The sequence below is a fragment of the Bacillus lumedeiriae genome, from assembly GCF_044891285.1.
GTDB lineage: Bacteria > Bacillota > Bacilli > Bacillales > Domibacillaceae > Pseudobacillus > Pseudobacillus lumedeiriae.
Genome location: NZ_JAUIYO010000017.1, coordinates 1 through 12,453 on the forward strand (window position 1 = coordinate 1; position 12,453 = coordinate 12,453).

Here is a 12,453-nt window from a genome sequence, read left to right on the forward strand (position 1 = left end):
ATGGGTTATTTTCCTCCAGAAACCATTAGAATATTTAATACTTTGAATTCAAATGACTGATAGAACGGATTTGCCAGTTCTGGTGCAAAGATTGCATTAATTTGAAGAAGATATATTAAATGGTGTCTATGAAACTATACTAACTTCAGATCTTCTTTAACTAGAGAAGCAAGTTTATTAAAGACAAAGTGTTATAATTATGATCAAATTAATTATTTGTATAGCCAAATTCACACTTTTATGAGCCATCTATAATTCAAGGAAAGGGAAAGAGAGAATGATTAAATGAATATAACAAAATATCTCAAGGAAAAGTTTCCGTCTGTCCAGTTAGTCTCAAGTATTTATTATCAATGGGACATAGGCATCCACTTTTCACTTGGCGGCGAAATCTATCAGTTCAAAGAAAATGACGAACTCAACCTTGAACGATTTCGACTTGTATATAAGCAAGCCTCTACAATTTTCAATGAATTATTTGAACAAAATGATGACCTGTTCCTTGTAACGAATGTCTATAAATATAAAACGAAAAAGCAGCGAACAAGAAAATTGAAGGTCTATCAGCCATTTCTTAAGTATAAAAGTACTTTAAATCGAATTCAGGTAAGAACTTATCCTTATCCGTTTGAGTTGGATGAAGCAGAAGAATGCAGGATGCAACAGTTTTCATTGCTGTGTAAACGAAAAGACATACGTGTGAATGAATTACTGAAGGCAGTAAGTAATGAAGACTTTCCACTGAAACCAAAGCTTGGAGGGTATTCTACTGGTTATCCTGATGTTTTCTTTGTGAACATCACAAAAGACATTATCTTCTTTATCTATGATGACCGGGGGTGTGAAGTGATAGCCCATGAAGCAGAGCGAATACGGCCCCTTTATGAGAAATACTACGATTGGATAGACGAAATGGATAGAAAAAGAATTAAAGCAGGCTTGGAAAGACAGGGATGAAGTAATGATATATCCTAACTCTAAAAGGATATCAGGGGGCTGTATGATTGTTAAAGGTTTTAAAGGAGTTAAGGGTGCGTTATTAACAAAAAGAAACGCTGGAAAAGTAACTTGCCATATTATTGAACAAGACGAACATTACTTTTCAGATGCTATTAATTACTTTGTTAAATAGTTTGGGGTTCCAAGTTCAGAAAGTGATTGGCTAAATGTAAACGAGGAGACAGCAAAGGAGATTCTCTATCGATAGATCTAGCTTATAACAGCGAATTAGACTCAAAACAGATAGCTGTCGATCTTGGTAATTACTTCATAAGTTTGTTCTCTTCTAAAGCAGAATTTTATATGAATACCAATTATATTTCGTACATTAGGATGTATAGGCAGGTTTAAAGTCGTTTTTCACAACAAAGTAACTAGCTGTAACCATGCCAGAAAGCACCTGTATGAAGAGAAGGTTCCTTGTGACAAAGGGCTTTTTTCGTTTCTTCTTTAATCTCGATGTAAGGTCTCATTGTTTATCTATACAAAAACAGTTACCACAAATGGGGTAACTGTTTTTGTATGCCTATTCGTCAGTTTAAAATCCAAAAAAGGTGCCGATAAAGCCGTAAATAATGATCGTAACGAATAAAATCGTTAGGTGATTAAGTGAAAGAATAAACATCGTTGTTGCCCATTTTTCAGGGGACATTTTCTTATAACCAACAACACTTAGGATCAACCAAGCTGTACTTAAAAGAAGTGACACTAAAGTAATACCCAGACTTAAGGAAGCAAACAGAAAGCTTGCGGCGATTAAAGCGACTAAATAAACATTCGTTTGGATATAGGTGCGTTTAAAGCCTTTGACTACTGGAAGCATTGGCACGTTTGCTGCTTTATACTCATCATGTCTGCGAATAGCGATGGCATAAAAGTGAGGCATTTGCCAAAGTACCATAATGACGAAAATGCCAAGAAGTCCAGGATGCATCAAATCCGAAGTAATTGCTGCCCAGCCGATAATCGGCGGCATAGCGCCAGAGATACTGCCAACCTCCGTATTGTAAACGGTGCGGCGTTTCGTCCACATCGTATAAGGAACGACATAGAAAAATAAGCCTAAAAAACCAAAGAAGGCAGCGAGCGGTGTTGCCAGCGCCAGGGCAGCCAGTCCGATTACAGTCATTGAAATAGCGAGCCAAAGAGCCGCCTTCGACTGCATGGCACCGGTTACGGTTGGACGGTTCTTTGTCCGCTCCATAATTGAATCAATATCGCGGTCATATAAGTTATTAAATGTGCCTGCAGCACCAATCACTAGAGCCGATCCAATCATCGCAAATATAATTTCCGGCAGTTTCTCGAATGGGCTAATGTGATTTGTATACAAGGCCAATGCCAGCCCTGCCAACATGGCAATTAGATTTGATTTAATAATGCCCGTCTTAATCGTTTCTGCCAAAATCTGTTTCGGCATCGTTAGAGAGGCTTTTTGAACACTTTTATTGATCTTTGCATCAGTTTGCATCGTTTCCCCTCTTTCCTTTCAGCAAATTATCTGTGTATCGTCAGTGTATCATAATTTACACACAAAAAGGTGCTCACCTTTGACAACTTTAGAACAAATCACTCGATAAAATATTCAGCGGCGATGGTTATACATGTGGAAGTAACATTCATGTGGTAAAATGAGGAAGAATATGGGGAGGGATTCTTTGAAAATCATGATTCAAGCTTTGGCGGGTTCTTTTTTCATTCATATCGTATATTTTTTATCTTCATTTATCATCGGTTATATAAAAACAATTTTCTATCAACCGGATATTTCGGGTACATATAATACTGTTGAAACTCTCCAAAATGAAGTAGCATTTGGCGGTGTTGTGATTCACCCTTTTCTTTTCATTTCCTCTTTTTTTGGTATGGCTATTATATGTGGGGTGCTCATCATTTTTTTGAAAAAAGTGATGATTAAGCAGAACTAATTCTCCGCAAATATGTGACTTGTTCTAAAGAGAGGAGGAACAAAATGAGGAAGATGCTATTGCTGTTTTTGCTGGTGTTTTTTTTAGCGGCATGTCAATCAGGCGTTTCAGAACCTCCTAAGCCTGTTCTAACGATAAATAATAAAAAAATTCCCTATGAAATCGGTACTTATTCTTGGTATGAGAAGGGTAAAGGAGTTGAAGTCGATACAGCGGAACCGTCTGAACTTGTGAAAGATACTGATTATTTGATTGTTCCCGCTGGATCAGAATGGTCTATTGATTCTAAACATCAGCCTGTGAATCTCGAAGCTGGGATTTGGAAGGATGGAAGCGCAGACTTTAAAAAAATAAAGAATAACAAAATGAGACTGCCAGAAGAAAAAGGTACATTTATTTATGTTATTCATGCCAGTTGGAAAGAAGGAGACGCCATTTACGCGTTTCAAATTGGCACTAAATAGCGTTTTCAATCAATAGCTGAAAAACATAGGCAAAACAAGATCGGGGAATGATAACCGTTGATTCCAATGTAAAGGAGAAGACGGAAATGAAAATCATACTGCCGATTTTGCTGGCATTTGGGGTGCTGCATGGTTTTCCGATAGTCGTTCACGCTGACGAAGGTCTTATGAAAATTGTTCAGGAGTTCAAGCCGCCAGGCTCTTTACTTGTGAGCCCTGAACAGCCTATTTCTGTACGGGCCATTCAATTGTACGATTTTAACAATGATGGACAGAAAGAAATCATCTTTACTTTTGAAGTGAAGGCAAAAGAGCAGCCTGCTCCTTCACAGTTCGGGGTGATCGCACTGGAGAAGAAAAATAAGGGCTGGCAAAAAGTGTGGGAAACGAAAACTCAAGGAGTAGGGCTTGGTTTTTCGGGCTTAGCTGATATTACTGGAGATGGTACAAAAGAATATTTATTTGGTGTGACAGCTGGTGCAGCGGCAGGGAGCCAACTTGACCTATTCCAGTGGGAGGATCATTCATTTAAAAAGGCAGCAGAAGTTCCTTATCATAAAATGGACCTTGTGAATGAAAATCAAAAAGTTGGTATTGCAGTTTGGCAAATGTATATCGGCGACAGCTATTTAGTAGATGTATTAACATGGAATGGCGAAAAATTAGTTTATGACGAAGAGTTATACTCCGAGTACTATCCGATTATTGAGACATTCTATCAGGAAAAAATTTTAAAAATGGATGCCTGGTTTTATTGGTACTGCTTAGCGGATGCACAAATTAAAGCGAATCAAATTGAAAAAGCCGCTGCGTCGATTCAAAAAGGGCGCCTGCTCGCCAAACAATTATCTATGCAAGAAGTGGTGCAAGGTTTTAATGAATTAAATAATAAATTAGAAGAGAAGAAAAAACTTCAGGATAGAGCACCTCGATGAATGAACATCGGGGTGTTTTTATGCTATTTTACTATTAGTACATTTTACTCTCTTTTTTTGGTAGAATATTCACTTGACCGTATCAAATAAAACAGAAATTATATAAAAATAATAAAAAATGTCGAATTTTTAACATACTTGTAATATATCTAAAATAATCTAGCAATTTTTAGATGGTACAATCATCTTAACAATGAATATGTTGGAAGTATAGGAGGAAACAATGTGAAAAAGTGGTTAATGGCAGCTGCTATGACCGGCGCCTTAATAACAGTAAGTCCGGTCGCAAGTGAAGCTGCACTCGGTGATCAAACATTAAAAAGCGGCATGAAGCATCAAGATGTGAAGGAATTACAGCAAGTGTTAAAATCAAAAGGGTATTACACCTCTTCATTGGATACGCATTTCGGTCCGTTAACGAAATCAGCTGTCATCAAGCTGCAAAAAGCACACGGATTAACGGCTGACGGCATTGTAGGGAAAGGTACATTTAAAGTGTTAGGCAAAACAGCCGTATCGACTTCTTCAAATTCGAGCAGCAGTAAAGCAAGCGTTACCAGCTATGCGAAAAGGTTTATGAATGTTCCTTATAAATGGGGGGGAACGACACCATCTGGGTTCGACTGCAGCGGGTTTTTAACATATGTTTATAAAAACAGCGCCAATATTTCTCTGCCAAGAACAGTAGCTGGAATCTATACAAGCGGAAAGAGGACGAGCAGTCCGAAAGTTGGCGATATCGTTTTCTTTCAAACATATAAAAAAGGTGCATCGCACGCCGGTATCTACCTTGGCGGCAATCAATTTATACATAGCTCCTCTTCAGCAGGGGTAACGATTAGTTCATTAAAAAGTACATATTGGTCTCAACGTTACTTAGGTGCCAAAACATATTAAACAATAAAGCAGGCAGGGTTTACCCCTGCCTGCTTTATTGTTCTAAAAGAATATCGTTGTTTTTTGTTAAATCCCAGGAAGTAATAATTCCAATTGGCAGTTCATCCGCCCCGCCATTAGGCGTAATTAAGACTGCTTCCAGCTTTTTATTTTGGGATTGGTGTTCTTCGAAGATGGATTCAATATCAAAAATGTTTGCTTTGCTTTCTACGAAAGAGATGATGTAATCACTAGTGGGCGGCAGGATGTCTCTGACTTGGACATCGGTCAGGCTGATTTTTCCATCCGTATGCTGATCTGCCATCCATTTCAATATCTCTCTGCCGGTTAACAGCCCTTTGCACGTTCCTTTTTCGTACACTGGATATTCAGCGAGCTTGTGATCGCGTATCATTTCCAGCACTTGTACAAGAAGAGTGTCCGGTTCTACTGTATAAACCGGGGAAGAGGCAATCGTTGCTGCTTCTGCCGGTTCCGATAAGATTCTGTCAATCTGTTCAATCCGTTCAACAATTTCGGTATGTGGCTGAGCTATGTAATAACTCGCTTCAGTTTTTTGATGGACGATGGCGTTTCTCAGCTTGGCAAATTGTTTTAATTCATCTAAGTGTGCCCGGATGCTTGCGTGACTTCGTGCGCTAGTGTGAAGCAGCTCCATAAAAGCTGCTTTCTCAGATTGCTGAGAGATGGCTTTTAACTTGTTGTGTATTCGATTAAAAGCAGCTTCAAACCGCTGGGATAATTCGTCATTTGTGATCGTCTCTTTGTCCATCATATATGTCTCCTTTATGAGCGGCAGTGTGCCGTTTTTTGCAGGCAGGCTGCACGTGATTGGATATGACACGCCGTGCAGCGAAAAAATAGGTTGTCAGAAATAGCACAAGTGTGTTATAGTAATTAAGCGATGAGCTAATTTGCGTAAGCCGGAAAGCTTGCTGTTTAGCAGAACGTCTGGATGTGGCCGGACGGTTTTCCGCCGCAAATACGTCAGAAAAAGCTGTCATGAAGGGCATGTCCCGTCATGACAGCTTTTTTCGTTGTTGAGAACGTCTAGCGTGCGTTTATTGTTCGATTAGTGTTGTTTATTAGCAATGACGACTAGTTTGCCTTTATCCAATTCTCTTTCATACGTTTCCGCTTCCTGCTGAGATAATCCAAGCGATTCCATTTTACTTCTTAATTCGTTGCCGCGCGATTGGAACATGTTGCCCATACTGCTCAGCAGGCCTTGTTCTTTCATCCCCACCTCATTCGTTTGAAGGGCATCTGCTATATCCTCCGTTCGATGCTCATCGTGAGCGAGGATGTATACGTGATCTAAGGAGTACCCTTGAGCGAGCAAACCATCGATTTCGTTTTTTGCCTGTAAAGCATTTTCTACTGTTTTTGTTGTAAGCATTGTATCGTCCTCCTTAATGTTGTCTTCCTTTTATCTTTACCATGAAACTCTTTTTTTTAAACATAAAATCATTCAAGAACGCTTTTTTCTGTCAGCGATCCCTCTTGATCAGCCAGGAGGCTCCAATGAAACCAAGTACGGTTAAGATCACAGAAACGATAAAGAAAGGAGGCCGGTAAACGAGCTGAATGCGGTTCACCCCATTTTGTAATGGAATGCCGGTAAAGGCGAAGTTCGCTTTTTCTATTTGTTTTCGCTTACCGTTGATTTTTAATAACCATCCTTTTTCAAACGGAATAGGCAGCACCATATACTGTTCCTTTGTCTCATTTTTATAATGGATGAACAGTTTGTTTTTATCCCATTGAACTTCAGGCTGTGTAACCTTTTTGGCGGCTTCTTCATGAAGTTCACGGTAATCTTCTTCATACAGCTGTAAATCTTTCAGCTTATATGTTCCTTGAGGCAGTTGAATGGTGATCTTCTCTGCTGCAGGAATACGAATGACGACGGTATTGATTCCTGTTTTGTAAATAGAGGAAGCCGGTTTTCTCGTTGTTCGGTATTTGTTTACTTTTAAGGCAAAACCGCTGCCGTCCATACGCTGTATATCGAAATGAACATAATAATCTTTCACTTCGGCAGAAGGAACGGGCGGGATCATCGTAATGCCGCCGTTATCTGTTTTCACTTCTAAATGGTCATTTGTATAGGCGGCGTTTTTCGTTCGAATCACAGACTTATGAATAATATTCTTTTCTTTTGGAAGAAAGCGGCTTTTGCCGCTCTTTTTTTCTAACACGACTCCTGAAAGCATCGCATGCTCTTTATCCAGCGGAGATCTGTCTATTAAATCCTCCTCATAAAACACGTCCTGGGCTGTTCTCACAAATGGAAGCGGAAGGGTGTTTTTAAACACAATGTACCGTTCTGATTCCGCAAAAGGTACAAAGCCGTATGGCGCATTGACGGTTTGTTGTTTGTCTCGCATCCAGTACTTTGTTTGAAGCAGACTGTGCAAGTTCGTTCGATTGCCTAAAGTTGCATAGCGGCTCACACTTTCTCGGCGCATATCTATTTGTAAATCGTGCCAGTAGAAAAATAGCAGTTCTTCGTTAAATATACTGGAGTACAAGCTCGTCCCATTAAAATGCTGAACGATTGGCGTATTATTTCTGAAGTCGATCATCCAATCGATTCGCGTAAAGGGGTCTGTCTCTGACTTTTTTATTTGGTTGATTAAGCGCTGCTGTTCAGTCCCGTTGTATTCGGAACTTTGTAAAAAATCACGGGACACTATATTCACACCAAACCTTTCGGACATTGCCAGCTGCTCATACTCATTGACAATAACGAGGGATGACAGGACAATGCCAATCTGCAACAAAAGCAGGAGATACATCTGCTTTTTCCACAAGTAGAGAAGGAGAAGGAAAACTACGCATAAAAATAACAGAACGGAGATCACTAGCTGCCTCTGAAATTCAAAGGCCAGTCCCGTCACTCGTGTCATTAATTGCGCCATAAGTAAATAGAGTCCGCCGGCCACAGCGGCAGGCAAAAGAAGCTGCTTTATACGTATGGTATGCAAAGACTGCAGTCCTGCAGCGACACAGCCTCCTCCTACAAAGGAAAGTACATATTCCCAGCGGTATTGCGGAGCGGAAAACCCGTTAAATACGCTGGCTGCCAACGGACTAAAGTGAAGGATCATGAGAAACAAAGTGAGCCAGGCGAAAAGCTTATATGTACGTTCTTTATATAACGTTTTTGTAAATAGAAATAACAGCAAGATGGCCGGTAAAATAATATATTTGCTGGCATACAGCATATTGTCTGTCATACGAAAGAATGGAATAGCTGCTTCGTAAGCGGGACGATGATTGTTAAAGAAAGCGTATACGGCTGGAATAAAAGAAACAGCGCTTATACAAAAGCTAATGAAACCCGCTGTGAAAAATAGCCGAAGCTGCTTCCGTTTTGTGCATTCTTGTTCGGAAAGAGGAATCATCCAGCGAAAGAGTATGTAAATAAATAAAAAGATGAGATGAACATAAGCAAAGTAAAAATTATTAAAGAACATGAGGGACCAGGCAGCAATGAACCAGCCGGGCTTTCCTTCCCGGATGATTTTTTCTGTTCCTAATACGAGAATCGGCAGCCAAAGCATCGCATCCGTGAAAAACTCCCAGAAGATGACGTGCCGGACATACATCACACACAAGCCGTATACAGCAGCCCCCGTAAAAGCCGCGGTCGTTCCAATGCCCATATACCGAAAGGCAAAAGCCGCGGCTGTTATAATGAAGGAAAGCCTCAGGATACTGACAAACAATATTATATCTGCCCAGAACAATAAATCAGGAGAGTCGATCCATTGAACCGTTTCCAATAAAAAGACGATTCCAGCTGTAGCTAGAAATACAATGGAAGTAGAAAAATAATAAGCGAGCTGGCTGTAAAACCCGCCGCCAAGACCAAATGCCCAGGAATAAAAAAAATTCCCGTTACTATACTGTTCATAAATAAATTGTTTAAATGGAATCATTTGGGACAAGCCATCGTTCGGACCGATCATAAAGTATCCATCCAACCATTGCTGAATAAAAAAGAAATGAGCAGCCGCTGATAGAAGCAGACTGCTAATGATGACAAGAATGACCTGTTTTTTCCTCATGCACTGACACTCTCTTTTTTCAAAATTTTACTCGTCACGATAAACGTAGCAGGCAAAGCAACAAATACGGCTAGGATCGGAGTGACGATACTGCTAATGTGAAAACGTTCAATCAACACATACATAACAAGAGAAGAGGCCGTAAAATTAACCGCTTGTGACAGCGGGAATTTCAAAAACTTCGCCAATGTCGGCTTCACTTTAAAGGTAAAATAAGAATTCAAGAAAAAGGACAGGACAAAGCTGATAAAAAAAGCAGTCACATGGGATGGCAAGTATGGCCATCTCCATAAAGTATGAAGCAGTAAATAGACCGCATAATAATTAAAAGTATTGATTCCTCCGATTATGACGAATCTGATAAACTCTCGGCTTGTTTTTTTCATATTGCGCTCCGTTCATGAAATTTGTTTCCTGGATTAAATAAGGAGGCCGTTTTTTCGTTTCATAATAAATCCGGCCGACGTATTCGCCGATGATGCCAAGGCTGACAAGCTGAATGCCGCCTAAAATAAGAACGGCCGTAATAATGGTGAAGTATCCCGGCACATCAATGCCGCTGTTTAAAATTTGAACGAACGTAATGATGCTGTAAATGAGAGCTAAACATAAGATCATTGCCCCAGCGTAAAAACAAAGCCTAAGCGGCCGGTTATTAAACGAAATGAACCCATCGAACCCGTAATTCAGCAGCTTAGAAAATGACCATTTCGTTTCGCCGTTTTTTCTTACTACATTGTTATAATGAATCACTTTATGATTCATGCCGATCCATGAGAACAAGCCTTTCGAAAAACGCTGACCTTCGTTTAATGATAACACGGCTTGAACCGCTTTTTTACTGAGCAGCCTAAAATCACCCATCCCGTCTTCCAGCTTTACGTCTACAATATGATTGATCACTTTATAGTAAGCCGAGCAAAGAACCCTTTTGATAAATGGTTCTCCATGCCGATTCCTCCGGGCAATCACTTGATCAAAGCCCTCTTCATATCCTTTTAAAAGTTGGGGAATTAAAGAAGGAGGGTGCTGTAAGTCCGCATCCATAATAATGACAGCTTGTCCCCTAGCATGCTGCAGTCCGGCGAGCATGGCGGCTTCTTTTCCAAAATTTCGTGAGAAAGAAATAAATTTCACCTTTTGTGTGGCGGCAGCTAATCGTTTCATTTCCTCTAGTGTCCGATCTGTACTGGCATCATTAATAAAACAAATTTCGAAATGATAGGATAAATGGGTAAATTCCTTTTGGATGCTTTCATAAATTAAGGAAATATTATCTTCTTCATTGTAAGCTGGTATGATGATTGAAATCGTATGCATACATCTCTACCTCTTCTCTTTGTAAAATCAGTTACGTTGTATGTATGAAAAGAATTCATTGAAAGGCTAGGTGTAACAGATGATTTATTTAAATAAAAACCATAACCCTATTCGTAATGGTGAGTTGATTTCCCAGTTTTTCCATAATGAGGATCATATAAACAAAATTATTGCAGAAACCCATGATCTATTTACTAAATGCAAAGATCTGTATGCTATGCCTCCAAGCAAACCACGGCAGCACGCGTTTTCCATCAGCGCTTTTTTTCAAAAGATGGCCTCTTTTTTTGTCAGCCTTATTCTGCCGGCAGAGCATTCGAAAGGAGCCGTTTTTTCAAAAACGCTGACGAATGAAACAGGTCATGTATTTCCAGCATGGAAAGAAACGTTAGATAAGGAATACCTCGTATTCACGAAGCAGCTAACTAGAGAAGTCCATGTGGAACAGTTTGGCGCGGTTGGCGATGGAGTAACGGATTGCACGGAGGCATTCCGGCGGGCTATTGGGAAAGGAAAAGTGAAGGTGATCGTGCCGGAAGGTGTGTTTCTTGTGAAAGAGATCAGACTGCCGTCTTTTACTTATCTTGTCGGGGAAGGAAAAGAGAAGACGACTCTGAAGCTTCATGATCGTGCTCCGAAAAGCAGCTGGCTCATTACGAATGCCGATCATAAAAAAGGAAATCATCATCTATGTGTAGAGAATATGACGCTTGATTGGAATGTAGAGCGTCTAGGGAATGTAACGAGAACGAGTACAGGAGGCAATCGATCAAGCTGTTTGACGTATGCCAACGTCACGTATGGCTGGGTGAAGAACGTGAAAGCAGTGAATCCAGGGCTGCATTGCTTTGATGTTTCTTCTACGAAATACAACTATTCCGGCGATGGCTATAGAGCGAAAGGCGGCAGTAAGTATATTTGGCTGGACGGATTGAATGGCTATGGCTTTGGTGATGATGGCATTACGACTCACCACAGTGACTTTATTTTTATCTCGAACTCCCATATGTGTGACCCGAGCGGAAAAGCTCATCAAGCTGGCTTTTCCAACTCCAATGGCATTGAAGTCGATGACGGCTCTCGGAATGTCTGGCTATGGAACAATTCAACAACGAGGTGTTTCGGGGGGGTCGAAATCAAAGCCCATCACAATTCCTCTGCGGCAAGCAACGTTCATATCGTTGGTCATTTGTCGGTGAATGATAATCGCTCATTCAATTTCCGCCACATCGGCCACCATAGTGCAGGTGATCCTGAATCGCTTACGGCTTACTACATTACGGCCACTCGGATTGTTTCTATCGCCCCTGTTCGTACAGCACTTTACCGCGAATCAAAGCCGAGAGCGTTAGTCGTATCGGCTTATAAGAATGTGGTGATCAACCATTTTACTGCTATAGGAGACCCTAACTATGATTATGAAAAACAACCGGTGATTGCTATTCAATACCGGGCACGCAACGTCCATTTGAATCATATCCAAATGAAACACTTTAACAAAGCGGGCATAGATATTAAAGTGTTCGGCGGAGAGCAGAGAGCAGATGATATCCATATCAAACATGTAGTCATTGAACATTCAGCGAAAAGAGGGATTGTTGTGGGAGCGGGGATCGAAAAAGCGGCCGTCCAGCACGTACTCGCTAAGTCTGAAGCAGGGGCTTGCGGCTGTCAAGCAGATACGCCAATGGCGGTGTTTAAAGATATTGTCGCTAAAGGCTACAACATTCCTTTTAAATCTTAAAAACTATTCATAAAGTGATAGTTTTTTTACAGATTTTGTAGTATATTCATGGATGAATGGAAAAATAATGACGTAAAGGGGCTATTAGTA

General features: G+C 40.4%; 13 protein-coding genes. 7 read left to right on the plus strand and 6 right to left on the minus strand.

The features are described from left to right. Positions 1-285: 285 nt before the first annotated feature. Complete coding sequence (locus QYG89_RS14740; RefSeq protein WP_404318609.1) at positions 286-957, plus strand: DUF3885 domain-containing protein; 672 nt, start codon at positions 286-288, stop codon at positions 955-957. A 43-nt stretch (positions 958-1,000) separates the two neighbouring features. Then, positions 1,001-1,132 (plus strand): hypothetical protein, encoded by a 132-nt coding sequence (locus QYG89_RS14745; protein ID WP_404318611.1) that lies wholly within the window; start codon positions 1,001-1,003, stop codon positions 1,130-1,132. A gap of 405 nt (positions 1,133-1,537) precedes the next feature. Here QYG89_RS14745 and cyoE read toward each other — a convergent pair whose 3' ends face one another. Continuing rightward, entirely contained in the window at positions 1,538-2,470 is a 933-nt protein-coding gene (gene cyoE, locus QYG89_RS14750; protein ID WP_404318614.1) for a heme o synthase, read from the minus strand. A gap of 187 nt (positions 2,471-2,657) precedes the next feature. Between cyoE and QYG89_RS14755 the strand changes: the two genes are divergently transcribed. From QYG89_RS14755 to QYG89_RS14770, 4 genes are all read left to right on the plus strand, one after another. Beyond that, complete coding sequence (locus QYG89_RS14755; RefSeq protein WP_404318617.1) at positions 2,658-2,927, plus strand: hypothetical protein; 270 nt, start codon at positions 2,658-2,660, stop codon at positions 2,925-2,927. 44 nt (positions 2,928-2,971) lie between these two features. Further along, positions 2,972-3,391 carry a hypothetical protein gene (locus QYG89_RS14760; protein ID WP_404318620.1) on the plus strand — a complete coding sequence of 140 codons (420 nt, stop codon included), beginning with the start codon at positions 2,972-2,974 and terminating at the stop codon, positions 3,389-3,391. Positions 3,392-3,477: 86 nt separating this feature from the next. After that, a complete protein-coding gene (locus tag QYG89_RS14765) occupies positions 3,478-4,326 on the plus strand; it encodes a hypothetical protein (protein WP_404318622.1) in 849 nt (282 codons plus the stop codon). Positions 4,327-4,551: 225 nt separating this feature from the next. Continuing rightward, positions 4,552-5,223: a C40 family peptidase gene (locus tag QYG89_RS14770; protein WP_404318625.1), complete on the plus strand. Its 672-nt coding sequence runs from the start codon at positions 4,552-4,554 to the stop codon at positions 5,221-5,223. Between the two features lie 34 nt (positions 5,224-5,257). Here the strand turns inward: QYG89_RS14770 and QYG89_RS14775 are convergent, their stop codons facing one another. The 5 genes from QYG89_RS14775 to QYG89_RS14795 all read right to left on the minus strand — a co-directional run bounded on the left by QYG89_RS14775 (position 5,258) and on the right by QYG89_RS14795 (position 10,619). Then, positions 5,258-5,998 carry a CBS domain-containing protein gene (locus QYG89_RS14775; RefSeq protein ID WP_404318628.1) on the minus strand — a complete coding sequence of 247 codons (741 nt, stop codon included), beginning with the start codon at positions 5,996-5,998 and terminating at the stop codon, positions 5,258-5,260. Between the two features lie 297 nt (positions 5,999-6,295). Next, positions 6,296-6,622, minus strand: coding sequence for a general stress protein (locus QYG89_RS14780; RefSeq protein WP_404318631.1), 327 nt, complete (start codon positions 6,620-6,622; stop codon positions 6,296-6,298). A 91-nt stretch (positions 6,623-6,713) separates the two neighbouring features. Then, on the minus strand, positions 6,714-9,299 hold the full coding sequence (locus QYG89_RS14785; RefSeq protein ID WP_404318634.1) for a YfhO family protein: 2,586 nt from the start codon (positions 9,297-9,299) through the stop codon (positions 6,714-6,716). Continuing rightward, positions 9,296-9,661: a GtrA family protein gene (locus QYG89_RS14790; RefSeq protein WP_404318727.1), complete on the minus strand. Its 366-nt coding sequence runs from the start codon at positions 9,659-9,661 to the stop codon at positions 9,296-9,298. The genes QYG89_RS14785 and QYG89_RS14790 overlap by 4 nt, the downstream gene beginning before the upstream one ends. Beyond that, positions 9,624-10,619: a glycosyltransferase family 2 protein gene (locus QYG89_RS14795; protein ID WP_404318637.1), complete on the minus strand. Its 996-nt coding sequence runs from the start codon at positions 10,617-10,619 to the stop codon at positions 9,624-9,626. Before QYG89_RS14795 ends, QYG89_RS14790 begins: the two co-directional genes overlap by 38 nt. 79 nt (positions 10,620-10,698) lie before the next feature. On the opposite strand from QYG89_RS14795, the gene QYG89_RS14800 reads away from it, so the two are divergent. Further along, a complete protein-coding gene (locus QYG89_RS14800) occupies positions 10,699-12,363 on the plus strand; it encodes a glycosyl hydrolase family 28-related protein (protein ID WP_404318639.1) in 1,665 nt (554 codons plus the stop codon). The last annotated feature ends 90 nt before the right edge of the window (positions 12,364-12,453 follow it).